This is a genomic window from Serratia sp. NA_112.1, from assembly GCF_052691715.1.
Map to the genome: position 1 here is coordinate 80,387 of NZ_JBQZFO010000011.1, position 24,796 is coordinate 105,182.

Consider the following 24,796-nt stretch of genomic DNA (forward strand, 5'->3'; position numbering starts at 1 on the left):
ACTTATTCTCCCTGGACCAGAGTCAGTTGTTGCGCCTCCAGGCGTTGACGCAACAGTTTTTTATCCACTTTGCCAACCGGGGTGAGCGGCAGCGTATCAACCTGTATAAAGCGATCGGGTAATTTAAATTCGGCCACGCCCTCGCCGCGCAAATGGCGGCGCAACACCACCGGCTTCAACGCGCTGGTCGCGATGATATAGGCGCAGCTTTTTTCACCCATCAGCTCGTCTGGCATCGACACCAACGCCGCATTGATCACTTCCGGATGGCGCAATAACAGGTTTTCGATTTCTTCCGCTGCGATCTTTTCCCCACCACGGTTAATCTGATCTTTCTGTCGCCCTTCAACCTTCACATAGCCATCTTCGGTCAGGCTGATCAAATCACCGGAACAGTAGAAACCGTCCTTATCAAAGGAGGCAGCATTGTGCTCCGGACTTTGGTAATAGCCGCGGAAGGTATAAGGGCCACGGGTCATCAGACGCCCGGTTTCCCCCACCGGCAGCGGGTTGCCGTCTTCGTCAGCGACCCACAGCTCGTCATCCGGCGACATCGGGCAGCCCTGGGTGGTCAGGATATGCTGGTCGTCATCGTCCAGGCGGGTGTAATTCACCAAACCTTCCGCCATACCGAACACCTGCTGCAACTGGCAGCCGATCTCGTCCGGAATGCGTGCAGCCAGGGTTTCGCCCAGCTTGGCACCGCCCACCTGCAGCAGCTTAAGGCTGGCCAGTTGCTGCCGACCGCCCCACTCCTCAATCGCCTGCAGCCACAGCGTCACCGCCGGCGGCACCAGCGCCGTCACGTTAATCTGATGCTGCTCGATCAAACGGAAACATTGTCCGGCATCCGGATCGCTGGCAAACACCGCCAACCCGGCGCCATAAAACACGCCCAAGATGCCCGGAGAACTCATCGGATAGTTGTGGGCGACCGGCAGCGCGCACAGGTAACGGGTATCGACATCGAAATGGCAAATTTCCACGCTGCGGCGAATGCTGTAGTAGTAATCATTGTGGGTTCGCGGGATCAGCTTTGGCGTGCCGGTGCTGCCACCGGAAAGCTGGAAAAACGCTACCTGATCGGCCGGGCTTGGCGTCGCGACAAAACCACTGCAGTCCTCTTCCAGCCAGGCCGCCAGCGACTGCTCGCCCCCGTTCTGATTGCGCAGTGCCACCACGCGCAGTGAAGGATGCTCGGCGCGAAACGTCGCCAGAAACTCGTCGTTACCAAACAGGCCATGCTGGCGGTCGGCAATCAGCAATGCCGGCTTGATCTGTACGGCGTAGGCGTTCAGCTCGTTGCGTTGATGGCTGAACAACGCATTCACCGGTACCACGCCAATTTTCAACAACGCGAAAAAGGTCACATAGAACTCGACCACGTTGCCCAACTGCACCAGCGCAGTCTCTCCGCTTTGAATGCCACGGCGCTGCAGGGCAGCGGCCAGCCGATCGGAGAGCTGATTAAGCCGCCGATAACTCAGGCTTTGCTCCGGGTCGATCAGCGCGATAGCGTCATTTTTGGCCTGGCGAGTGATGATGTCGGTCAGGGGCCGGTCGGTCCAATAGCCGCGTTCGCGATAACGATGGGCTAACGCCTCAGGCCAGGGGGTAAAAGCAATGGTCATGGGAATGTCTATCCTTGGTTCAGGCCAAACGCCCGCGAAATGGTACTGAGTTTGGTGCCGGTTTCATGCCATTCGGATTCCGGCGAAGAGTCTTGCACAATGCCGGCACCGGCAAACAGTCGCACCTGATTGCCCTGCACCGTGCCGCAACGGATGGACACGACCCACTCACCGTTGCCTTCGGCGTCACACCAGCCGACGATGCCGCCAAACAGGCCGCGATCGAACGGCTCCAACTGCTTGATCACCTGATGCGCCAACGCGGTCGGCGTCCCGCACAGCGCCGGTGTCGGGTGCAGCAGGCAGGCCAGCGACAGCGCATTTTCAGCGCGGCTGGCGGCTTCACCGTCAATAGGTGTGGACAGGTGCCACAGGGTGGTGGTGCTCAATAATTCAGGCACGGTGGGAATATTCAGATAACGACAACGATCGGCTAACACCTGCCGCATTCCTTCAGTGACAAACTGGTGCTCATAGCGATCTTTTTCTGACACCAACAGCCGTTGGCTGACTTCCAGATCCCGCTGCGGATCGGCATCACGACGGGCAGAACCGGCCAGCGGGTTGGAATAGAACTGCGCGCCGGATTTGCGTAACAGCAATTCCGGGCTGGCTCCCAGTAATGCCCCCTGTTCCAGCGGGACATGGAAGTGGAAGCCATGAGGATTCTGGGCGATGATCCGCGCCATCAACGCCTGGCGATCTACCGGCTCACGGGTTTCAATCTCCAGCAGGCGCGACAGCACCACTTTATCCAACTGATCACCGCGGGTCGCTTCCACCGCATCCGCCACCATTTGCATAAAGGGTTGCTGGGCAGGCACTTCATTTTGGCGGATAATTTCCGGCAACGCGGCTTGCGGAGAAGCTACGCCAGCCAGAAAGACATCACGCTCAAACCATTGGGTTTGTTGGGGAATAAACAGCGCGGAGGGCTGATGAGTGTCAAACGGGATCGCGCCGCACAGTACCGGGTTTTTAACCCCCGCCAGCCTGGCTTCGGCAAAAGCATGTTGTACCGCCTGCTGGAACTCGCCGTTAAGCTGATCCCCTCCCTGAGCCGGCAGGGTGATTTTGGCGAAACAGCCTTGGGTGCTCAAGCTACGGAAAGGAGAGGTAAAGAAAAAGCCGGAGGTCGGCGACACATTTGCAGCAGGTTGTTCGCTACCCTTGCTTTGCGGCTTCTTCTGCCCGGTACTGTTTAATGTAACGCTCATCGGTGCTCCCTTTCGCATCATGAACAATAACCCGTATAATAATGATTATCATTTGTATTGAATCGCGTTAAATTACCCTCGTGAATATTCTATGTCAATAAATGTAAACAGTTATTCCATTCATAATCGTGATATAAAACCAGCAGCTTTCATTATATAAATGATAAGTATTATTATTTAACTTCTAAGGAATGCATTGTGAAGAAGAACCCCGTCTTCAGCCTGATGCTGTTTGGGCTGATGCTGATTGGCTCGGCCCATGCCGCAGACGCCGGTTGGCCACGAAAAATTGAAACCTCACACGGCGTAGTGACCCTCACGCAGCCCCCTGTCCGCATCGTTTCTACCAGCGTCACCGTCACCGGTACCCTGCTGGCGATTGATGCCCCGGTGATCGCCAGTGGCGCCACCACCCCCAACAACCGGGTGGCAGACTCACAAGGGTTCTTCCATCAATGGAGCTCTGTCGCAACGCAGCGCGGCGTTAAACGTCTGTATATCGGCGAACCCAACGCAGAAACCATTGCGGGTGTGGCTCCCGATCTGATTATCATCTCGGCTACCGGTGCCGATTCCGCCCTACGTCTGTACGACCAGCTTTCTGCCATTGCCCCGGTGCTGGTGGTCAATTACGACGACAAAAGCTGGCAGGCACTGGCACTCGAGCTGGGCCAGGCTACCGGGCATGAAGCCCAGGCGCAGAAAGTCGTCAGTGATTTCGATGCGCGTGAGCAATCACTGAAGCAACGCATGAAACTGCCGGAACAACCGGTCTCTGCCCTGGTCTTCAACGCCGACGGCAAATCCGCCAACCTGTGGACGGCCGCCTCTTCCCAGGGGCAAATGCTCGAGCAGTTGGGTTTTACGCTGGCGACGCTACCCGCCAAGCTGAACAACAGCCACAGCCAAGGGATCCGCAAAGATATTATTCAACTGGCCGGGGAGAACCTGGCGGAAGGCCTGAATGGCCAGACGCTAATGCTGTTCGCCAACAATGACAGCGATGTCCAGCGGCTGATGGTCAATCCTTTTCTGGCTGACCTGCCGGCGGTGCAGCACAAGCGGGTTTACGCATTGGGCGGCGACACCTTCCGGCTCGATTACTACAGCGCCAGCAACCTGCTGACGCTGTTGGAAAAGCAATTTATTTCTCAGTAGTTCCCGCGGCGGGCTGGAGATCGCTTTCTTGCCCGCCACTGCCCACCTGACGCAAACCGCGCATCGCAAAAGCCAGCACCACGCCGAGCAGCGCCACGCCAAAACCAAAACTGGTAGAGGTCATTGCCGGCAGCATAAATGCCCCCATCGCCCCCAGCAACAACGCGCCCAGTGCGTCACCCACCACGTTTTGCGCCGTCCACAGGCCATTGATACGGCCGAGGAACGCATCCGGCGTCAGGTTCTGGATCAACCCATATTGCAGCAGTGAGTTCAGCGCGCTCAGGTAGCCGAAAACCACCAGGAACAACAGCGCCAGGCCGTACCACGGCATCAGACCGAACAGACCGATAGCGACGAAAGCACCAATCGCCGTCATCAGCATCATCCAGCCCGGACGCGCGACATGAGCCACCCGGCCGCTGGTAAAGGCACCAATGGCTGCGCCCAGTGGCACCGCCGAATACATAAAGCCCAGTTGGGCCGCACTGACCTGCCACATACCGGACATCGCCGGATACAGCACCCGCACCGCACTGGCCATGGTCAACAGCGCGCCGATCAGCGCCACCATGCCAATCACCCGGTTGCGGAACAGAAAACCAAAGCCACCGGCCAGCGCACGTAGCGGGTGCTCACGCGGCTGCGGCGGCGGCAGCAACTGTGGCAGACGCAGTAACGGGATCAGCGTCAGCAAGGTGCCAAATGCGGCCAGACCGTAGTTCCATGCCACACCGGCGTTGGCAATCACCAGCCCGCCGATCGCCGGAGAGAGGATCGAACCAAAGCGCACCGTCAGCATGCTGATAGCCCCGGCCTGCACGATATTTTCACGCCCTACCAACGCCGGTGTCGCCGCCAGCAGCGCCGTGACGCCAACCGCACCAAAAAAACCGTCCCAGACTGCCAGCAAGTAAATCAGCGTTAATGAAGGCGTGGGCAGTGCAGCGTTCAGACACAGACCGACAAAGCCAATACCGCAGGTAGAGCGGGCGAACAGTATCAGGCGACGGCGTTCGTAGCGGTCGGCCAGCACGCCCCCCATCAGCAAACCGGCAAACATGCCGCTACCCGCCAGCGTTACCGATAACCCAACCAGCAACGTCGACCCGGTCAAGGACTGGATCTGCACCGGGATCGCAATGGCCATCAACCCCAACGCTAAAATCGAAATAAAGCGCGCGCAAAAAACGGCACGAAAAGCGCCATTGGTCTTAAGCAGGCCAAAATCAAGCAAAATAGAGGGCTTACTCATGAGCTTTCTCACCAAAACTAAAGAAAAAAGGGCAGCGTCTATAGCCAAAATAATTGGAGTTGCATCAAGGCGGCAAGAGCGAGAATCCCCAGGAGCTTACTCAAGTAAGTGACTGGGGTGAGCGCTCGCAGCCAACACAGATGCAGCTTCAAGAATGAAGGGTATATGCTGCAATAGCGAAGGGACTCATGGTACCATAGACGAAAGCAATCAATAATGATAATAAAACTCATTTATATTCAATTAAATAATGGATTGGTATGTTACGGATTACACGCTCAGGCACACAGCCCGTCCCCGCTCCCCAGGAGCGTCTTATTGGCGGTACTTCCCGTTCATTTCGTCGCAGGCTGTTTGGCCTGCTGATTGCCGTTGGTGCGCTACTGATCGTTATGCTGCTCAGCCTGTCACTCGGCGCTAAATCTATTCCCTTCGACACGGTTATCCTGGCGTTGAAAGGCCAGTGCAGCGGCGCGGACTGCACCATCATCACCAACGCCCGCCTGCCACGTACGCTGGTTGGTATTCTGGCCGGTATCGCACTGGGCCTGTCCGGCGTGCTGATGCAAACCCTCACCCGCAACCCACTGGCCGATCCGGGCATTCTCGGGGTTAACGCCGGAGCAGGCTTTGCCGTGGTGCTGGGGATCACCTTCTTCGGTGCCGTCGACGTCGGCCAATATTTGTGGTTCTCCTTTGCCGGCGCGATGTTTGCTGCACTGCTGGTGGCGCTAATAGGCGCTCTGGGCGGCAGCAGCCTCAACCCGGTGCGCCTGACGCTGGCCGGTGTCGCACTGGCGGCGGTGCTGGAAGGCATGACCTCCGGGATTTCCCTGTTGAACCCACTGGTTTTCGACCAGCTCCGTTTTTGGCAGGCCGGTTCGCTGGATATTCAAAATATGCAGGTGGTGCGCACCGTCGCCCTGCCGATCCTGTTGGGGACGCTGATTACGCTGTGGATGAGCAAGTCGCTGAACAGCCTGAGCATGGGCAATGAATTGGCCACCGCGCTGGGTACCTGCATTGTCCGTACTCAATTGCTGGGCCTGCTGGCGATTACTCTGCTGTGCGGCGGGACTACCGCTGCCGTCGGCCCCATCGCCTTTGTGGGCCTGATGATGCCGCACATCGCCCGGCGGCTGGGCGGTTCCGAACTGCACTGGATGCTGCCATGGACGCTGGTACTGACCCCTATCCTGCTGCTGAGCGCCGATCTGATCGGCCGCTTCCTGGTGGCCGGTGAACTGCGCGTTTCCATCGTCACCGCCCTGATTGGTGCCCCACTGCTGATCATGCTGGTGCGGCAACGCCATATGTTCAGGAGGCAGCGCTGATGTCGACGTCTGCGGCCCGTCTGATGGCCATTCACAAAATGCGCGCCCTGTCGCGTCCAGCACTGACTGCCTTGCTGCTGTTGCTGGCTGCTTTGGCGCTGGCAATTTATGCCCTGGGTTCAGGCGCCTTGTCACTGACGGCGGCACAGGTGATCGACGCCTTGCGCGGTGAAGGCCCGGCCAATCTGGCGGTGATCGTCACCCAGTGGCGCTTGCCACGCGTGATCATGGCGCTGCTGCTCGGGGCGGCACTGGGGCTCAGCGGGGCCATTTTCCAGTCGATACTGCGCAACCCGCTCGGCAGCCCGGACGTGATTGGCTTTAATACCGGTGCCTACAGCGGCGTCCTGGTGGCCATAGTGCTGTTTAACAGTGGCGTTATCGGCATTACCGCCGGGGCGCTGGCCGGTGGGCTATTAACCGCCGCGCTGATTTATCTGCTGGCATGGCGTAATGGCGTCGAGTCATTCCGTTTGATTATTGTCGGTATCGCGGTACGCGCCCTGCTGGTGGCCGGCAATACCTGGATTATCATCAGCGCCTCGCTGGAATCCGCCATGACCGCCGGGCTGTGGAGCGCCGGTTCACTTAACGGCGTCAGTTGGGCGAAAAGCCTGCCAGTGTTGGCGGTGATTGCCCTGTGCTGCCTGCTACTGCTTACCCTGACCCGCCGTATGCGCCTGCTGGATATGGGTGACGATACCGCCTGCGCGCTGGGCGTGCCGGTAGAACGCTCGCGCATTATGCTGCTGTTGATCGGCGTAACGCTAACGGCCGCAGCCACCGCCGTAGCCGGGCCAATCTCCTTTATTGCGCTGGTGGCCCCGCAGATTGCACGACGCCTGTGTGCCAACCGTAGCGTGCTGCTGCTGACCGCCCTGATCGGCGCCCTGTTGCTGTTGCTCGCCGATATCGCGGCGCAGCGCCTGTTTATGCCTTATCAGTTGCCGGTCGGGGTGTTGACCGTCAGTCTGGGCGGCATTTATCTGATTTGGCTATTAATCCGTGAGTCACGTAAAAAATGAATGCTGAACCCCTGCAGTCCGCGCCATTGCGCGCCGAACACCTGACGCTGGGCTACGACAAAAAGATTGTCGCCAGCGACCTGTCCGTCGCTATCCCGCACGGCGAACTGACTGTGATTATCGGGCCAAACGCCTGCGGCAAATCCACCTTGCTGCGCACCCTCAGCCGCCTGATGCAACCGCAGGCCGGGGCCGTCTGGCTGAACGGTAAACACATCAGCGAATACGCCACCAAAGAGGTGGCGCGCCAGTTGGGGCTGCTGCCGCAAAGCTCCATCGCGCCGGGTGATATCACCGTGTTTGATCTGGTGGCCCGCGGTCGCTATCCACATCAGCGCCTGTTCAGTCGTTGGAGCGAAGAAGATCAACAGGCTGTCGATCAGGCGATGCGCTCCACCGGCGTATTCGAACTGGCCGAACAGCCGGTCGATACGCTCTCCGGCGGGCAAAGGCAACGAGTGTGGATTGCGATGGTGCTGGCACAGCAAACGCCGCTGCTGCTGCTGGATGAGCCGACTACCTGGCTGGACATCACCCATCAGATCGATCTGCTGGAGCTGATGCGTCAGCTAAACCGCGAAAACGGCCATACACTGGTAGTGGTGCTGCACGACCTCAACCATGCCTGCCGTTACGCTACGCATCTGATTGCCATGCGCGATGGTAAAGTGGTGGCCGAAGGGGCACCGAAGGATATCGTGACCGCGGAACTGATCGAAGAGGTGTACGGGCTGCGCTGCATGATCATTGACGATCCGGTTTCGCATACGCCATTGGTGGTGCCACTAGGCAAATGAAATAATAGGTAGAACCATAGGATATATCATCAAATTATACCCTATGGATTTCAAGTTGGCCGCTCTAGCGCGTCCATGCACTCGCGGCATTTGTACATCCCTGTACAGCACTGCCAGGCGCCCAGCTCACTCACCCCCAGGCGCTTACTTGAGTAAGTCACTGGGGTGACAAATCTGTCGGGAACAGATTTGAACGCAGCTTGCAGCGGCCCCTTAAGGGGCGTGGCCCACGGATGGGCCACGTAACTGAGTGCAGGTAACAACGCTGCAGCTTGAAAGACGACGGGTATTATAGAGCGCGGAGTATGCGGTTCAGCAACGGCCCCAGTACCTTGAACGACGCCGGGGACACAATATCGACGTGCGCGCAGTCCAGCTCATGCACCTGCAAGGCATCGACGTATTGCGACCAGGTCTGCTGCACGTCCATCCCTTCCTGCAACGTCTGACGCGCGACAAACAGCGTCGCCTGCCCTTTGAAGTTCGCCGTATGGGTTGCTGAAAGCAGGCGCACTGAATCGGCATAGTTGGCTTCGATATTATCGAACATCGCCACCCGGGTTTCGCCCAATGCCGGATCAAGCGCATCCTCGGAAACCGCCAGGAACTGCTCGCGCTCGCGCTGGACTTCTTTGAGCACGTTGTCATCGAGCATCACGTCCCAGTTCTGGGTTTCCGGCGGATAGGTATCCAGCAGCCCCAGGAAGGCCACTTCTTCCCCGCGCGCCTGCAATCTGGCGGCAATGCCCTGCGCCAGAGTGCCACCCAATGAGTAACCGATAAAGTGATACGGGCCCTGCGGCTGTACCTGCACTACCTGCTCCAGATGTGCGTCACACACCTGATCCATATTCTCGCTCAGCGCCAGCGGACCATCGGGGCGCGGTGACTGAATACCCACCAGCGACCAATGCTGGTCGATATAGCGTGGCAGCACGCTGAACTGCCAGGAGAATCCGGAAGCCGGATGCAGGCAAAACAGCGTAGGTCCTTCGGTGGTCCGTAACGGCAGTACGCTGTCGAAACCGGTCCTATCGGCCTCTTCCTGCGTGCGATCTTCCGCCAGCAGTTGCGCCAGTTGTTCCACGCGGGAAGCCACCATCACCTGCCCGACCGAAACCGCTTTACCCAGTTCACGACGCAATTCCGCCGCCAGGCGCATCGCCAGCAGCGAGTGACCGCCAAGGGCAAAGAAATCATCATCGGCAAACACGGTTTCACGCTGTAGCAAACGGGCGAACACCGCCGCGATCGCCGTTTCCAGCCCCGCTTCCGGCTCGCGTCCTGCGGCCCTGCCCCCGCCTTGCGGTTGCGGCAGCGCTTTGCGATCCAGCTTGCCATTGGCACTCAGCGGCAGGGACTCCATCTCGACCAGTGCTACCGGTACCATATGTGGCGGCAGGCGATCGGCCAGTGCGGCTCGCAACACCTCCAGATCAAGGCGTACACTCGGCTGCGCTACCAAATAGCCCACCAGTTGGCGGGCATCGCCACCGGCCGGATCTGTCGGCGTATTATCCAGCACCAATGCATGGGTCACCGCCTGTTTAATGCCCGGCAATGACAGCAACGCATGATCGATTTCACTCAGCTCTATACGTTGGCCACGAATTTTCAGTTGATCGTCGCTGCGCCCGAGATACTCCACTTCGCCACCCGGTAACCAGCGCGCGACGTCACCCGTGCGATACATCCGCCCACCGTCGCCTGCCGGGTCAGCCACAAAGCGGCTGGCGGTCAGTTCAGGTCGCCCCAGATAGCCGTGCGCAAGCTGTACGCCGGTGAGATACAAATCCCCGGCAACACCCGGCGGCACCGGCCGCAAACGCGCGTCAAGAATGCGCAACCCGGTATTCCATACCGGCAGACCAATAGGCACGTTAGCCCCGGTGACGGCGGCCAACGCCTCGCCCCAGGCGGGGTGCCAACTGACGTCCACTGCTGCTTCGGTCGGGCCGTACAGGTTATGCAACGGCACCCCGGTGCGGCTTTGCCACAGGCGGCACAGCTCGGCCGGCAAGGCTTCACCACTGCAGAACACCTGCCGCAACGGCGCACAACACGCCACCGCCTGCCGAGTGTCCAACGCACCGACAAAGGCCGCCAGCATCGAAGGCACAAAGTGCATAGTGGTGACCCGATAGCGGTCAATCAGTTGCAGCAGCTGTTCCGGATCGCGATGAGCCTCCGGCGGTGCCATCACCAACTGAGCCCCCACCATCAACGGCCAGAAGAACTCCCACACCGAGACGTCAAAACTGCAGGGGGTTTTCTGCAACACCACATCACCCGCAGCCATCGGATACTGATGCTGCATCCACAGCAGTCGGTTGACGATCGCCTGATGCCCCACCAGCACGCCTTTCGGCCGTCCGGTCGAACCCGAGGTAAAGATAATATAGGCCGGATGGTGCGGCGTGGGTCCGCTAAGCACGACGTCCGCCATGTTGTCTGCGGCCAGCGGCGCGTCATACAGAAAAATTTCACCCTTGCCGACAAAACGTGCCTGCTGGCTGGCTTCGGTGATAATCAGACGTGGCGCGGCGTCCTCCAGCATCATGCTGAGGCGCTCATCTGGATAACCGGTATCCAACGGTAAATAAGCCGCCCCCGCCTCGACAATGGCCATTAACGCCAGCGACAGAAACACCGAGCGCGGCAAGGCAACGGCGACGATATCGCCGGGCTGCACGCCCTGAGCCACCAGCTGGCGCGCCAACGCGCTGACCTGTTCGCGGGTCTCGCGGTAGTTAAATTGATACTGCGCATCGGCCAGCGCCGGGGCATCCGGGGTTTTCTGTGCCTGCTGCGCCAGCAGGCCACTGAGGGTTTGCGGCGCCACCGGATAAACGGTGTCGTTGACCCGAGCCAATAATTGGTGATCCTGTTCGGTGAGCAAGTCGGCGTCACCGATCGGCATTTGCGGCTGCGCGGCGAACTGACGTAACAATAACGGCAGGCGTTGCAGATGAGCCGCCAACTCATCCCGCTGATAACGCTCGGCATTGGCCAACAGATCGACCTTCAGCGTGCCGGCCTCATCGAGATACAGCGCGATCTCCAAATCACGTACCGGGCCGGAGGCCAACTCATGGGTAATGCCTTCGATACCGCCAAAGTCCAACTGGAAATCGAACATCTTAAAGTTGAAAACGGTGCCATACAGCGGCTGGGCATCGCCAATTCGCCCCAGATCACGTTGCACCTGTTCCGCCTCATAACGCTGATGGCGACGGACGGTTTTCAGCTCACGGCCGATATTGCCGGCAACCTCGCCAAGCCGAGCCTGAGGATCAAGGTGCATTTCGATCGGCAGTACGTTAATCACCGGGCCGTTGGCGCATAACGCCGCCGAGCCGGTACGGCGCATAAAGATAAAGCCGGCGCTGAAGCTGGCGTGACCGCTCAGGCGAGACACCCACAGCGCCACCAGCGCCAGCGCCATATCTGCCACACTGAACTGCTGCTGACCGGCGTTCACCAGTTGGCTAAAGTCTTGGCGGTCACACAGCTGTGATAAACGATGAATACGGGTGGTCGGCGTCTGGCCGGCCAGTGGTTGCGGACAGAGTGTGGCCGGCGCAGGCAACTGCTTTGCCTTGTTCAGCCAAAAGGCCGCGTCACGCTGGCAAGCCGCCGATTGTGCGTAGCGTTGATATTCTTCAACCACTTCACTGAAGGCACTAAACGGCGTCGGGTCCGGCTGCTCATTACGCGACATCCGGGTGTAAATATGGGAAATTCTGCGGGCAATGGCAGTGAAACTGAAGCCATCCACCAGAATATGGTGATAACGCTGATACCAGAACCAACGCTGTTCCGACAGGCGGATCAACATATGACGATACAGCGCATTGCCGCTGCCGATGCGTAAGTCACCGGACATATCCAGTTGCATCAAGGCACGCGCTGCCGCAGCAGCATCGGGGGAATCGCGCAGATCAATCAACTCCACCGGCAGGATCGCCAGTTGCGGGTCATGCCACTGCATCGGCACCCCGTCACGCTCTTCAAAGCGGAATTGCAGAGTATCCACTTCGGACAGCCCCTGCGCGATCGCCTGCAGCAGGCAATCCTGATCCAACGGCCCGCAGAGCTCGATATAGTGGGAAACCGCATAGGCGTTGGCGTGCGGTGAAATTTGGTCGGCAACCCAGATCCCGGGTTGCGCGGCGACCAACGGCAACTCAGTGGCGAGTGGCTGTTCGATTGATAATAAAGTGCTGTCTGACAAGGGACTGACTCCTGTTCTCGGTATTATTACCATCACGCCTTACGCTGTGATGCGGGCCGCATATCCTGCCAGTGTTGCTCCAGCCACAGCACGCACAGCGGCCGCGCCGCCGGGCCGAATACCGGCGTCCACCCCGCCGGTACTGCGCTAAATTCAGGCCACAGGCTGTACTGCAGTTGGTCATTGCACACAATCAGGCAAATTTGTTGTTCGTCATCGAACGGGTTCTGATTTTCCATCAAAGACTCCCTGGACAGTGAAGGTGAGTTTGGCTGCAGAGACAGGAGGGCTATCCGCCCACAGCGCTTGCAGCCCGTCGAGCAGACCGCCACGCCAGCACAGATAGTCATGTCCGCCCGCCACTACCCGGTATTGCACCCGATGACCGGCATCACGCAGCAAATCCGCCATCCGGTCATTTACCCGATGCGCCACTTTTTCGTGCACCCCGGCTTCCATAAACACTTTCAGTTGCCCTTGGCCGACGCCCTGCTCAACCTGATGCAGCAGCCAGCCGGCATCGGCCGGTATGGCTTCACGCTGATACATATCGCGACGCGGCCACCAGAATGAACCGGACTGGCTGAGCACCCCGCCAAAGCACTGTGGCCAGTGCAACCCGGCATACAGCGACGACAGGCCACCAAAACTCTGGCCGCATACCAAAGTCGTGGCCGGATCACGGCTGTGAGGTGCCCACTCAGCCACCTGCGGCAGCAGCTCTTCTTGCACCGCCAGCCAGAAATCTTCGTTGCAGGCCAGTTCCTGAGTGCGGTGCTTGAGACTGATAATGTCGATCAGCAGATATACCGCCTCCGGCAATTGGCCTTCACGGGTCAACTGCATCAGCGGATCCCAGACCGGCATGTTGCTCGACCAGAACTGGCCGTCCAGCAATACCGCCAGGGGTCGCTGCGCCGGGTTGCTGTCGCCAGTGGTGTAAACCCAGACGTCACGCGTATTACCCAACCGCTCGCTGTGCCAACTATGGCGCTGCAGCCGCGCAGGCGGTGCTGGCGTACAACGTCCACTGGCCACGGCGTAGCGATCAAAATCCTGCCAAGCCGGTTGCGCGGGTGCCTCCGGCATATGCAGTCCGGACAACACGTTGCCGGAGACACCGGCCCAGGAACGATGGGGATTAAGCAGGTCCTGGGTGGCACCGGCAAACACCTGATGCCACCAGTGACGGATCGAATGCATATTGGCGTGCGCATCCTCACCACTGTGTTCCAGCGGTCGGTCGTCCATACAGGGGATAAAGCAGTAGCTGCCGCGCCAGTCGGCGCTCAGCTCGGTTTGCCAGTACCAGACGTCGGTCCCTTCCAGCCGTTGCAGGCTCTGTGGCGGCGATGACTGGTGGTGGTCGGTCAGACAATTGATGTGGATCCAGACACGTTGATAGGCTGAAGTGAGTTCACATCCCTGCGGATCGCGCCATAAAAATGTGACCTTCCCTCGCCCATCCCCCAGCAACTCCACCAGCGGCGTACCGCGTTTGGCGATATTCAGCCACCATCCATGGCGCCCGGCGTGCTTGCTCGATAATAATCTGCTGCTTTCTGACTCGGATTTTGTTTTCAAAACGCCTATTCACTATTTAGCTGGCAGCTTCAGGAAAGCCGGTAAATTCGCGGCGCGAGGCGCTGCCCAATAAAATCGTAAACCGAATACTATTGATAATTATTTGCGTTTGCAATAGTGTGTACAGGCTCGCAAATCGGGCAGGTATGTTCAACAGGGTTGGATTTTAATTTCCGAAAACACAAAAACTACAACCGCCCTTCTCTACTGCCGGAGGCCTGCTTTCGGTGCCCCGGGGAAGTCAGCAAGGTAGGAACTCTCACATGAACCGCAAATTATCTCGTTATTCCTTAGCCACACTCATCGGGTTAGGGTTAGGCGCGTCCGCCTTTGTGCACGCCGCACAGCAAACTGATACCCCCGCAGAAACCGACAACGTCGCCAAGAATAATAAAGAAACTGCCGAGGACACCATTGTTGTCACCGCCGCCAAGCAGAACCTGCAGGCGCCCGGGGTTTCTACCATTACCGCCGACGAAATCAAAAAACGCCCGCCGGCGCGCGATATTAGCGAACTGATCCGCACCATGCCAGGCGTTAACCTGACCGGCAACTCTACCAGCGGCCAGCGCGGCAACAACCGCCAGATCGATATTCGCGGCATGGGCCCGGAAAATACCCTGATCCTGATCGATGGCAAGCCGGCCACCAGCCGTAATTCAGTACGTCAGGGTTGGCGTGGCGAACGTGATACCCGTGGCGATACCGCCTGGGTCCCCCCGGAGATGATTGAACGCATCGAAGTGCTGCGCGGCCCGGCAGCGGCACGCTACGGCAACGGTGCCGCCGGCGGCGTAGTCAATATCATCACCAAAAAGAATACCAAAGAGCTGCACGGCTCGTTAAATGCCTACTTCAACGTACCGCAGCACAAGCAGGAAGGTTCTACCAAGCGCACCGACTTCAGCCTGTCTGGCCCGCTGACTGACGAATTAAGCTTCCGCCTGTTCGGTGGTTACAGCAAAACCCAGGCCGATGCCTGGGATATCAATGAATCGCATAAATCCGAGCGCGTAGGCATTTATGCCAACAGTACCCCTTCCGGGCGTGAAGGCGTGGAAGACAAAAACATCGATGCCATGCTGCATTGGGATTTTGCCCACCTGCAGTCACTGGAGTTTGAGTATTCCTACGGTCGTCAGGGCAACCTGTATGCCGGGGATACTCAAAACACCAACTCCAACGCGCTGGTGCAAAGTAACTACGGTAAAGAAACCAACCGTATTTATCGTGAAACTTTCGGTCTAAACCACCGGGGGGCCTGGGATAGTGGCGTCAGTACCAACAACTATATCCAGTTCGAACGCACCCGTAATACCCGTCTGAACGAAGGTCTGGCCGGTGGAACCGAAGGCATCTTCGATACCAAAAACGAAGGCTTTGGTACCACCAAACTGGACGATTTCCTGGCGCACAGCGAAATCAGCGTACCCTTTGAACTGGGTGTAACGCAAACCGCGACGCTGGGCACCGAATGGAACCAGCAGAAAATGAAGGACGGCTCCTCCACCAGCCAAACCCTGATGGGCGGCACCATTCCTGGCCAGGCAGCCGGCACCCGCAGCCCTTATGCCTCCGCGCATATCTTCTCGCTGTTTGCCGAAGACAACATGGAGCTGACCGACAGCACCATGCTGACGCCAGGCCTGCGTTATGACCTGCACTCCGAGGCCGGAAACAACTGGAGCCCGTCGCTGAATCTGTCGCAGGAACTGGGCGACTTCTTCACGCTGAAGATGGGGATCGCGCGGGCCTACAAAGCACCGAATCTGTATCAGACCAACCCAAACTATTTGCTCTACAGCAAAGGGCAAGGTTGTTCGTCCAGCGACGTCAAAAATGGCTGTTACCTGCTGGGTAACGACGATCTGAAGGCAGAAACCAGCGTCAACAAAGAGGTGGGGCTAGAGTTCCATAACGACGGCTGGCTGGCCGGCGTGACCTATTTCCGCAATGACTACCACAACAAAATCGAAGCAGGTAACTCTCGCATCGGCACCAGCAGCAAGGGTACCGCTATCTACCAGTGGGAAAACGTGCCTAAAGCGGTGGTGCAGGGATTGGAAGGCACGTTGAACGTGCCGGTCAGCGAGACCGTTTCCTGGACCAACAACGCCACCTATATGATTGAAAACAAGAATAAGACTACCGGTGATTACCTGTCGATTATTCCTGAGTTCACCATCAACTCGACCCTGAGCTGGCAGGCCACAGAGGAGCTGTCGATGCAGTCGACCCTGACCTGGTACGGCCGTCAGAAGCCGAAGAAGTACAACTATCAGGGCAAACCGGTTAGCGGAACCGAAACCAAGGAAGTCAGCCCTTACGCCGTAGTGGGCGCCAGCGCCACCTATGAGGTGACCAAGAACGTCAGCCTGACGGCCGGTATCGACAACCTGTTCGACAAACGTCAGTTCCGTGAAGGGAACTCGCAGAACGTGGGTGACCCGACCACCGGCGCGATTAACATTGCCGGTGCGGGCGCTGCCACCTACAACGAACCGGGCCGGACTTACTATATGAGCGTGAATACCCATTTCTAATGGTGGGATAAACCGGTAATGAAACGGGGGCTGCCATGCAGCCCCTTATATTGCTGACAAAGCAGGAAAAAGCGTGGTTTTTCCTGCTTTGTGGTGAGCAGCCGAAAATCAATAAATTGATTTTCCTGATTTTTGTTTATCAGCCTCTACTCGCTCTGGGCAGGTATGAGGTTTGTCATCAGTCTGGGGGGCTGCCATGCAGCCCCTTTTTAATTATTTCTCAAGCGAAACCTGTTTGAAGATGTGCTTGCCGAACGGGTCAATCTCGTAGCCTTTCACTTCCTTGCGTACCGGCTCAAAAATGGTTGAGTGGGCAATCATCATCGCCGGCATTTGGTCATGCATCATCACCTGCGCCTGCTGATACATCGCCACCCGTTTGGCGTGATCATTCTCTTCACGCGCCTGCTGGATCAGCTTGTCGAACGGCGGATAGCACCATTTGGCCGAGTTTGAACCCCCGTTGGCCGAAACGCAGGTAAACAGCGGGCCGAAGAAATTATCCGGATCGCCGTTGGCGGTGGTCCAGCCCATCAACGCAGCCTGATGTTCTCCGTTCTTTATCCGCTGCAAATATTCACCCCACTCAAAGGTGACAATCTTGGCCTTCACGCCGATTTTCGCCCAATCGGCCTGAATCATCTCCGCCATGCGTTTGGCATTCGGGTTGTATGGCCGCTGTACCGGCATCGCCCACAGATCGATGGCGAACCCCTGCCCCAGCCCGGCCTCCTGCAACAACTGTTTGGCTTTTTCCGGAGAGTACGGATAGTCCCCAATCTGGTCATTGCTCCCCCACTGGCTCGGCGGCAGCAGGTTCTTTGCCGGCTGACCTGCGCCGTGGAATACCGCCTCGAGGATCGCCGGCTTGTTCACCGCCAGCGCCAGCGCCTGCCGCACCTTGAGGTTATCCAGCGGTTTTTTCTGGGTATTGAACGCTAGGAAACCGATGTTCAGCCCTGACTTCTCCATCACCTGGATATTTTTGTCCTCGCGCATGCGCTTGAGATCCGCCGGGTTAGGGAACGGCATCACTTGGCATTCATTCTTTTGCAGTTTGGCAAAGCGCACCGCCGCATCCGGGGTGATCGAGAACACCAGGCGGTCTATCTTCGGTTTGCCCTCCCAATACTGGTCGAATGCCTTGTAGAGGATCTTCGCATCCAACTGGTACTGCACCAGTTGGAACGGCCCGGTGCCGACCGGATCGTTATCCACTCGCTGTGGCGTGCCGGCCTTCAGCATCGCATCGGCATATTCGGCCGAGAGAATAGTGGCGAAATACATGCCGAGATCTGCCACAAACGGCGCTTCGGCACGCGAAAGTTCAAAACGCACGGTGTTGTCGTCCACTTTGACAATGTTGTTGATCAGCGTGCCAAACTCCATCGACTCAAAATTGGTGTAAGCACCGTTGGAGACCTTGTGATAGGGGTTAGTGGGGTCTTTTTGCCGCATAAAGGAGAAGATAACGTCGTCGGCGTTGAAGTCGCGGGTGGGGGTAAAGTATTTATTGCTCTGGAATTTTACCCCTCTGCGCAGATGAAAGGTGTAATTCTTGCCGTCTTCACTCACCTGCCAGCTTTCCGCCAAGCTCCGTTGCAGCTCGACGGTACCAACTTTGAAGTCCACCAGCCGGTTGTAAATCGTCGCCGAACTGGCGTCAACCGTGGGACCGGAGGTAAACAACTGAGGATTGAACCCTTCCGGCGAACTTTCGGAACAATAAACCAGCGTGCTGGCGCGTGCGCCGCCCATCACCGTCAGAGCCAAGAGTCCCAACGTCATTGTTATCACTTTTGCTTTTGATTTCTGATTCATCGTGCCATCCCCAGAGTAGAAAACAGACTCGAGGGATACCAATAAATCATGCAGTTAGGGATGTAAAGCACAAATTCTGAGCATAAAAAACGGGGAGTGCTGCATGCGGCATTCCCCGTGGTTGCCCGGCTTACTGAAATTAAATCATCTGGCTGAAGTTCATCTGCGCCATCAGTTTGTAGTTGTCGGCGTAATCCACCGGGATAGCCACCACCACCGGCCCCTGAATTTCCATTGCCTTGCGTAGCATCGGCCGCAAGTCTTCCACCGACTGCACGGCAAACCCGACCGCACCGCAGGCTTCAGCATAGGCTTTAAAATCAATCGGGCCGAATTCCACCCCGGATTTACGCCGGTATTTGTTCACTTCCTGCATTTCTACCATGTTGTAGGCGTTATCCACCCAAATGACATGCACGATGTTATTTTTCAGTCGTACTGCAGTTTCCAGCTCCATGCTCGACTGCATAAAACCGCCGTCGCCGGATATAGAGACCACTTTGTCCCCCGGCCGCACCAAAGCGGCACCTATCGCCCACGGCAACGCCACCCCCATGGTCTGTTGGCCGTTGGAAATCAGTAACTGGCGCGCCCGGAAGCTGTAAAGATAACGTGCAATCCAGATGTGGAAACTGCCCATGTCCACGCACAGCGTCACGTCGTCGCTGACGATATCCTGCAACTCTTTCACGATGCGCAACGGGTGAATTGGCATGCCACTGCGCCGTGCCGCGCGTTCTGCCAGTTCATGGCGCTGACGGCCCAGATCGCTGAGGATCAATTCCACCTCCGTCGGCACGCTCACCACGCCGCTAAAGGCTTCGGTCATCATGTCGAGGGTAGCGCTGATATTACCCACCAGCTCAATGTCAGGGCGATAGCAGGTGTCGATATCCGCCAGCAGCACGTCGATATGCACCAGCTTCAATCGGCCCTGGCTGTTCCACATGCAGGGATCGTATTCAATTGGGCCATAACCGACGCTGACCACCAGATCGGCCTTCTGCAATAGTTGGTCGGCGGGTTGATTATTGAATAACCCAACGCGCCCGGCAAAGCGCGCAAAGTGGTTAACGTCGATCACCCCCGCCGCCTGATAGGTACCCACCACCGGCATTTGGGTGCGATGCAGCAACTGGCGCACCGACTCGCTGTTTTCCGGGCGGCTGGCCTGCAAGCCCAACAGCAGCACCGGGCATTTTGCCTGCTGGATCAATTTGACCGCGGCGCGAATATCCTCACTAGCCGCCGCCCCCATGCGTGGCAGTCGGCAACCCGCCAGCACCGGTGCACTGACCGGCTCATTGACGATATCCATTGGCAGACTGATGAAAGAGGCCCCCGGACGGCCGAACTCGGCGTGGCGGAAGGCGTTGGCAATCACCTCTGAAATCGCCGAACCGGCATGCACCTCGGCACAGTACTTGGTCACCGGTCGGAACATGCTGACGGTGTCCATGCTCTGGTGGGTCTGCTTCAGGTTATCGGCACGTTTCACCGCGCCGCCAAAAGCCACTACCGCATCCCCTTCCGAGGTCGCGGTCGCCAGCCCGGTGATCAGGTTGGAACTGCCCGGCCCGGAGGTCACCAGCGCCACCCCGGCCTTACCGGTCAAGCGCCCGACCGCCGCTGCCATAAATGCCGCGTTGGCTTCGTGACGCACCACTACCGTTTCTATCGACGGCGCATCCTCCAACGAATCAAATACCCGGTCTATCTTGGCTCCCGGAATACCGAATACGTGTTTGACGCCCTGCGCCTCCAGATTTTTCACCACCAAATCTGCGCCGCATGCCCAGTTATTGTCTGTTTTTGCTTTGTTCATGGAATACCTCCTGAAAACTAACCCAAGACTGTCGCGGAATTAACCCTCGGCAGAACGAATTGCACGATCCAAATCCTCTGGACAGAGGTCGGCGCGCAGAAAATCCGCGTCATGCGGCAACTGAAGATTGAGACGGGTGATCACACCAAATTGCAGACGGCCATGGTCGAGCTGGTAATCCAGCACGTGCCCACCTCCGTTGCGATCTTCGGTGACAAAATGCTCGTGATAACCGGCCACGCCAACGCCTTGCATATAGTCAGGCGAGCGAAAACCGACCAGCGTGCCCTGGCAGTGATGAAAGGCAAAGGTGGGCTGCTCTTCAATCGCTTCCAGCATTGGGCGATAGGGACGCTCCTGGCGTGGCACAGTCCGGGTTTCCACGTGGCTGAACTCACCGTCGACACGCACCGCGCAGAACAGATTCGGCGAAGCCACCTGTTCATCAATGCACTGATGCAGCTGCGCCTTGGTGATCGGACGATCAAAGTGTTGGGTGACGCTGGGTTGGAAAAAGGTGACGACGGCAAACGGGGTTTTCTGCTGTAGACTGGCCGGCCGCGCGCTACCGTCGGCACGCAACTGGTGAATTTCCTTGTCGAAGGCGATCAGTTCGCCGTCCAGGTGGTTGAAAGTCCCCAGGCCAAAATTACCGTGCCTGAGCAACTCGGCGATGGTGACCTCCCCTTCGTAAACACCGCTGATTAACGCGCTCATCAGCGAGATTTGGTAGAGCTCGCCCTCCCCAACGCTCAGCGACTGCCTGGCAAAGCCCTGCGCCAAATGCTGCGCACAGGCACACCCGTGATCTTCGTTCATAACCTACTCCTCCACCAGCACGGAGTGAAATGCCCCGTGCGTTCAAAATGCTCACCAGAAAGTGAGCAAAGATGTCGTCGGCAATCCGCCCTGTTGGAACGATTCAGCCATCGGCAACAAAAAAACCGGCACGGCAGGCCGGCGACGCCCAATGTCAACAACGGTTTAGTTTCACTAACCATTTTTGCCAGGCAGGACGTCAAATTGAACGGTTAATCTGGTGTTGAAGCAGCTATCAATACCGCAGGCGCACAGCAAGGCCTGAGGAAAACAAGTATTCTAAAGTTCTAAAAACCGCGTGCTTTATGCATTCTTGCTCTACGCGGTGAGGTCACGGCACGTTCTTATCCGCCGCAAGCACCAAAAAAGAGTAGCCGTAATGCGCCAGACGGAGAACCTGGTATTCATAAGAAACGCTTTTGCATATAATGCAAAGATGAATGACGCCCGCTATGTTGAACATCTGCCGATATTTCTTGAGGTCGCCCTGTTGGGCAGCTTCTCCGCCGCTGCCCGCAAGCTGGGAATGGTGCCTTCGTCCCTGGTACGCCACGTCGATACGCTGGAAAATGCCTTGGGCACCACGCTGTTTATCCGCTCAACGCGCGGCCTGATGCTGACAGATGCCGGGGATATGTTGCAGGCGCGCGCCACCACCTTGCTGACAGACATCAGCGATATCCGTGCAGAACTGACTTCGTTGAACGACAAACCGCAAGGTACCTTGCGTATCAGTTGCCTGCCGACCTTTGGCAAAACCTATATCCTGCCGCTGTTGCCTCTGCTTGCCGAGCGCTATCCCCAACTGTTTGTTGAACTGGATTTGACCGAACGTCAGACCGATCCAACCCAGGAACTGTTGGATGCCGCCATTCGCATCGGCGAGCAGAAAGACAGTAGCCTGTACGCCAGTCGGATAGCCACCCAGCGCTGGGTGATGTGTGCCAGCCCTGATTATCTCGCTCGCTACGGCAGGCCTTCCGACCTGAACGCTTTGCCGCAGCATCGGCTGATTGCCCGCTACCATAAGCAACAACCGGCCTGCTGGGCGCAGATCCTCAGTGCCTCTTTGATTGAGCGCTGTAGCCTGGTACTGCGCTGCGATGACTTTACCGCTCAGCGCGAAGCCGCACTGCTGGGGATGGGGATCACCTTTTTGCCCAACTGGGTGGTCGGGCCGGATATTCAGGCCGGTCGGTTGCTGCCGGTACTGGAGGATCCGCGCCAGGATCAACAGGGTATTTATCTGCTGCGGCCGGTAGCCAAGGTTTCAACCCGATTGAATCTGTTCATCAACTTACTCAAACAAAGTATCGGTCAGCCACCGAGCTGGGAATGAAGCGGTGTTATTCGCCCCTGCAACGCCGGGTTATCGCTTTCGTCCTTCAATTCTATGCCGGTCAGGCGGCGCTGAAAAACCTGCTCCAGCAGCCACGCCAGTTTGAACGCAGCCTGCGGGTAGTCCAGCCCCTCCGGACGGACGTTGGAAATGCAATTGCGTTCCGACTCACGCCGCTGGGTATTCGGCCCCCAGGTGAGGTAGATCCCCAGGCTGTCCGGTGATGACAGGCCCGGCCGCTCACCAATCAGCATCGCCACAGCTCTGGCCCCTAAACATTCACCGATATCATCCCCCAGCGCCACCCGCGACTGATGCGCTAACACCAGCGGTGCCAGAGAAAGCCCCAATAATTCGAGATAAGGCCGCAGTGCCTGCAACAACGGCAGTACCTGCCGATGTACCGCCTTCGAGGACAATCCGTCTGCCACCACCAGCAATAAATCCACCGGCTTGTCAGGCAAGCCCAACAGCAGGCTACGGCTGTCCGCGGCCAACCGGCGCCCCAGATCCGGCCGGCTGAGATAAGCGGTACGGTCGACGGCCTGGCTGCGCACCGTCAAGGTTTGCCAGCCCTGAGCCTGCAATGCCCCGCCCAACGTATCGCTGTCAAAGGGCTGATGCACCGCATCACGCGCCTGCGCATGCGCCAGGCCAAATTTAAGCAATTCTTGGGTCGGTAAACTGGATCCCGTACGCCCCAGCGCAATGCGCGCATCGGTAAAAGCTCGCAGCGCATCCCAACTGTTAACGTGAACTGGCTTGCTCATGGTTGCTCTCCCTGTAACGCCAGCAGCAACGGGTGATTGGCCGCGGTGTCGCGCAGTCGGCCCAGATCGTCGGTGATATGCATTTTCGTCAGCCAGTTAGCGAACTCTGGCGCGTGCTTGAGCCCCAACAGTTCGCGGATGTACAGCGCGTCGTGGAATGAAGTGCTTTGATAATTGAGCATGATGTCATCCGCTCCCGGTACACCTATCAGGAAGGTCAGCCCGGCGGTAGCCAGCAGCGTCAACAAGGTGTCCATATCGTCCTGATCCGCCTCTGCGTGATTGGTGTAACACACGTCGCAACCCAGCGGCAAGCCGAGCAGCTTACCGCAGAAGTGATCCTCCAACCCGGCACGGATAATCTGCTTACCGTCGTACAAATATTCAGGGCCGATAAATCCGACCACGGTGTTGATCAGCAACGGGGAGAAATGTCGCGCTACCGCGTAAGCACGTGCTTCGCAGGTTTGCTGATCGACGCCATGGTGCGCATTGGACGATAAGCAGCTGCCCTGCCCGGTTTCAAAGTACATGACGTTATTGCCCAGAGTACCGCGATTGAGGCTCAGCGCCGCCTGCTGTGCCTCCGCCAGCAGCGCCAGATTAATGCCAAAACCGGCGTTGGCCGCCTCCGTTCCGGCTATCGACTGGAACACCAAATCCACCGGTGCACCGCGCTCGATCAGCCGTAGCGTATTGGTGACGTGTGTCAGCACGCAGGATTGGGTAGGAATAGCGAAACGCTGGATCACGTCGTCTAGCATGTGATTGAGTTTTTCCAGCAGCGGCAGGCTGTCGCTGGCCGGGTTGATACCTACTACCGCATCACCGCTGCCATACAGCAGGCCGTCGAGCATGCTGGCCGCGATGCCCTGCAAGCTGTCGGTCGGATGGTTCGGCTGCAGCCGCACGCTGAGGTGGCCCGGCAGGCCAATAGTGTTGCGAAAACGCGTGATCACCCGGCACTTCCTGGCCACCAGGATCAGATCCTGATTACGCATCAACTTACTCACAGCCGCCGCCATTTCCGGCGTAATGCCGGCGGCCACCTGCGCCAGCATCGCGCTGTCTGCCTGCTCACTCAGCAGCCAGTCGCGGAAGTCGCCCACCGTCAGGTGCGAAATTGGCGCAAAGGCCAACGCGTCGTGGCTGTCGATAATCAGCCGGGTGACTTCGTCTTGTTCATAGGGCACCAGCAACTGCTGGAGAAACGTTTTAAGCGGCACCTCCGCCAGCGCTATCCGTGCAGCCATACGCTCCTCTGCACTGTCCGCCGCCACTTCCGCCAGATAGTCGCCGGAACGCGCCGGTGATGCCTTGGCCATCAATTGGCGTAAATCACTGAAACGATAGCTGCGCCGGCTAAGCGTTGCCTGATACATAGCGTCCCCTGTTCTGCCTGAATGCTTACCTGAAGTTGCAAACCCTGTACCAAGTGTAGTCA

At 57.9% G+C, this 24,796-nt stretch carries 17 protein-coding genes; 6 read left to right on the forward strand and 11 right to left on the reverse strand.

Annotation, left to right across the window (positions count from 1 at the left end):
• Positions 1-2: 2 nt before the first annotated feature.
• Positions 3-1,631 carry a (2,3-dihydroxybenzoyl)adenylate synthase gene (locus ACUTQ5_RS18520; RefSeq protein ID WP_445652425.1) on the reverse strand — a complete coding sequence of 543 codons (1,629 nt, stop codon included), beginning with the start codon at positions 1,629-1,631 and terminating at the stop codon, positions 3-5.
• 8 nt (positions 1,632-1,639) lie between these two features.
• Positions 1,640-2,848, reverse strand: a complete 1,209-nt coding sequence (locus tag ACUTQ5_RS18525) for an isochorismate synthase (protein ID WP_445652426.1) — start codon at positions 2,846-2,848, stop codon at positions 1,640-1,642.
• A 198-nt stretch (positions 2,849-3,046) separates the two neighbouring features.
• On the opposite strand from ACUTQ5_RS18525, the gene fepB reads away from it, so the two are divergent.
• On the forward strand, positions 3,047-4,006 hold the full coding sequence (fepB, locus tag ACUTQ5_RS18530; RefSeq protein WP_445652427.1) for a Fe2+-enterobactin ABC transporter substrate-binding protein: 960 nt from the start codon (positions 3,047-3,049) through the stop codon (positions 4,004-4,006).
• Here the strand turns inward: fepB and entS are convergent.
• Positions 3,993-5,261 (reverse strand): enterobactin transporter EntS, encoded by a 1,269-nt coding sequence (gene entS, locus ACUTQ5_RS18535; protein ID WP_445652428.1) that lies wholly within the window; start codon positions 5,259-5,261, stop codon positions 3,993-3,995. The two genes, fepB and entS, sit on opposite strands and share 14 nt — an antisense overlap.
• Before the next feature lie 260 nt (positions 5,262-5,521).
• Here entS and fepD point away from each other — a divergent pair, with 260 nt between their 5' ends.
• The 3 genes from fepD to ACUTQ5_RS18550 are packed head-to-tail and all read left to right on the forward strand — an operon-like array spanning position 5,522 to position 8,417.
• Entirely contained in the window at positions 5,522-6,595 is a 1,074-nt protein-coding gene (gene fepD / locus ACUTQ5_RS18540; RefSeq protein ID WP_445652429.1) for a Fe(3+)-siderophore ABC transporter permease, read from the forward strand.
• Entirely contained in the window at positions 6,595-7,620 is a 1,026-nt protein-coding gene (fepG, locus tag ACUTQ5_RS18545) for an iron-enterobactin ABC transporter permease (protein ID WP_445652430.1), read from the forward strand. The genes fepD and fepG overlap by 1 nt, the downstream gene beginning before the upstream one ends.
• Positions 7,617-8,417, forward strand: coding sequence for an ATP-binding cassette domain-containing protein (locus ACUTQ5_RS18550; RefSeq protein ID WP_445652431.1), 801 nt, complete (start codon positions 7,617-7,619; stop codon positions 8,415-8,417). Before fepG ends, ACUTQ5_RS18550 begins: the two co-directional genes overlap by 4 nt.
• A gap of 289 nt (positions 8,418-8,706) precedes the next feature.
• Here ACUTQ5_RS18550 and ACUTQ5_RS18555 read toward each other — a convergent pair whose 3' ends face one another.
• The 3 genes from ACUTQ5_RS18555 to fes are packed head-to-tail and all read right to left on the reverse strand — an operon-like array spanning position 8,707 to position 14,235.
• A complete protein-coding gene (locus ACUTQ5_RS18555; RefSeq protein WP_445652432.1) occupies positions 8,707-12,651 on the reverse strand; it encodes an enterobactin synthase subunit F in 3,945 nt (1,314 codons plus the stop codon).
• A 32-nt stretch (positions 12,652-12,683) separates the two neighbouring features.
• The gene (locus ACUTQ5_RS18560; protein WP_445652433.1) at positions 12,684-12,890 is read right to left on the reverse strand and encodes an MbtH family protein; all 207 of its coding nucleotides are present in this window, start codon (positions 12,888-12,890) and stop codon (positions 12,684-12,686) included.
• Positions 12,865-14,235 (reverse strand): enterochelin esterase, encoded by a 1,371-nt coding sequence (gene fes, locus ACUTQ5_RS18565; RefSeq protein ID WP_445652434.1) that lies wholly within the window; start codon positions 14,233-14,235, stop codon positions 12,865-12,867. Before fes ends, ACUTQ5_RS18560 begins: the two co-directional genes overlap by 26 nt.
• A 263-nt stretch (positions 14,236-14,498) precedes the next feature.
• Here fes and ACUTQ5_RS18570 point away from each other — a divergent pair, with 263 nt between their 5' ends.
• Positions 14,499-16,778, forward strand: coding sequence for a TonB-dependent siderophore receptor (locus ACUTQ5_RS18570; protein WP_445652435.1), 2,280 nt, complete (start codon positions 14,499-14,501; stop codon positions 16,776-16,778).
• A gap of 213 nt (positions 16,779-16,991) precedes the next feature.
• On the opposite strand, the gene ACUTQ5_RS18575 is transcribed toward ACUTQ5_RS18570, so the two are convergent.
• The 3 genes from ACUTQ5_RS18575 to budA all read right to left on the reverse strand — a co-directional run bounded on the left by ACUTQ5_RS18575 (position 16,992) and on the right by budA (position 21,243).
• Positions 16,992-18,566: an ABC transporter substrate-binding protein gene (locus ACUTQ5_RS18575; protein ID WP_445652436.1), complete on the reverse strand. Its 1,575-nt coding sequence runs from the start codon at positions 18,564-18,566 to the stop codon at positions 16,992-16,994.
• Positions 18,567-18,738: 172 nt separating this feature from the next.
• A complete protein-coding gene (gene alsS, locus ACUTQ5_RS18580; RefSeq protein WP_445652437.1) occupies positions 18,739-20,424 on the reverse strand; it encodes an acetolactate synthase AlsS in 1,686 nt (561 codons plus the stop codon).
• Between the two features lie 39 nt (positions 20,425-20,463).
• The gene (budA, locus tag ACUTQ5_RS18585) at positions 20,464-21,243 is read right to left on the reverse strand and encodes an acetolactate decarboxylase (RefSeq protein WP_445652438.1); all 780 of its coding nucleotides are present in this window, start codon (positions 21,241-21,243) and stop codon (positions 20,464-20,466) included.
• A 379-nt stretch (positions 21,244-21,622) separates the two neighbouring features.
• On the opposite strand from budA, the gene ACUTQ5_RS18590 reads away from it, so the two are divergent.
• Positions 21,623-22,582 carry a LysR family transcriptional regulator gene (locus ACUTQ5_RS18590; RefSeq protein WP_445652439.1) on the forward strand — a complete coding sequence of 320 codons (960 nt, stop codon included), beginning with the start codon at positions 21,623-21,625 and terminating at the stop codon, positions 22,580-22,582.
• Here the strand turns inward: ACUTQ5_RS18590 and eutC are convergent.
• Both eutC and ACUTQ5_RS18600 read right to left on the reverse strand, forming a co-directional pair.
• Complete coding sequence (gene eutC / locus ACUTQ5_RS18595) at positions 22,561-23,352, reverse strand: ethanolamine ammonia-lyase subunit EutC (protein WP_445652440.1); 792 nt, start codon at positions 23,350-23,352, stop codon at positions 22,561-22,563. The genes ACUTQ5_RS18590 and eutC overlap by 22 nt on opposite strands.
• The gene (locus ACUTQ5_RS18600) at positions 23,349-24,734 is read right to left on the reverse strand and encodes an ethanolamine ammonia-lyase subunit EutB (RefSeq protein WP_445652441.1); all 1,386 of its coding nucleotides are present in this window, start codon (positions 24,732-24,734) and stop codon (positions 23,349-23,351) included. The genes eutC and ACUTQ5_RS18600 overlap by 4 nt, the downstream gene beginning before the upstream one ends.
• Positions 24,735-24,796 lie beyond the last annotated feature (62 nt).

What these genes read in the sequence shown, in the direction of transcription:
- ACUTQ5_RS18520 (WP_445652425.1), bottom strand. Translation starts at nt 1,631, where the DNA reads ATGACCATTGCTTTTACCCCCTGGCCTGAGGCGTTAGCCCATCGTTAT.
- ACUTQ5_RS18525 (WP_445652426.1), bottom strand. Translation starts at nt 2,848, where the DNA reads ATGAGCGTTACATTAAACAGTACCGGGCAGAAGAAGCCGCAAAGCAAG.
- entS (WP_445652428.1), bottom strand. Translation starts at nt 5,261, where the DNA reads ATGAGTAAGCCCTCTATTTTGCTTGATTTTGGCCTGCTTAAGACCAAT.
- fepD (WP_445652429.1), top strand. Translation starts at nt 5,522, where the DNA reads ATGTTACGGATTACACGCTCAGGCACACAGCCCGTCCCCGCTCCCCAG.
- fepG (WP_445652430.1), top strand. Translation starts at nt 6,595, where the DNA reads ATGTCGACGTCTGCGGCCCGTCTGATGGCCATTCACAAAATGCGCGCC.
- ACUTQ5_RS18550 (WP_445652431.1), top strand. Translation starts at nt 7,617, where the DNA reads ATGAATGCTGAACCCCTGCAGTCCGCGCCATTGCGCGCCGAACACCTG.
- ACUTQ5_RS18560 (WP_445652433.1), bottom strand. Translation starts at nt 12,890, where the DNA reads ATGGAAAATCAGAACCCGTTCGATGACGAACAACAAATTTGCCTGATT.
- ACUTQ5_RS18570 (WP_445652435.1), top strand. Translation starts at nt 14,499, where the DNA reads ATGAACCGCAAATTATCTCGTTATTCCTTAGCCACACTCATCGGGTTA.
- ACUTQ5_RS18575 (WP_445652436.1), bottom strand. Translation starts at nt 18,566, where the DNA reads ATGACGTTGGGACTCTTGGCTCTGACGGTGATGGGCGGCGCACGCGCC.
- alsS (WP_445652437.1), bottom strand. Translation starts at nt 20,424, where the DNA reads ATGAACAAAGCAAAAACAGACAATAACTGGGCATGCGGCGCAGATTTG.
- budA (WP_445652438.1), bottom strand. Translation starts at nt 21,243, where the DNA reads ATGAACGAAGATCACGGGTGTGCCTGTGCGCAGCATTTGGCGCAGGGC.
- ACUTQ5_RS18590 (WP_445652439.1), top strand. Translation starts at nt 21,623, where the DNA reads ATGCGCCAGACGGAGAACCTGGTATTCATAAGAAACGCTTTTGCATAT.
- eutC (WP_445652440.1), bottom strand. Translation starts at nt 23,352, where the DNA reads ATGAGCAAGCCAGTTCACGTTAACAGTTGGGATGCGCTGCGAGCTTTT.
- ACUTQ5_RS18600 (WP_445652441.1), bottom strand. Translation starts at nt 24,734, where the DNA reads ATGTATCAGGCAACGCTTAGCCGGCGCAGCTATCGTTTCAGTGATTTA.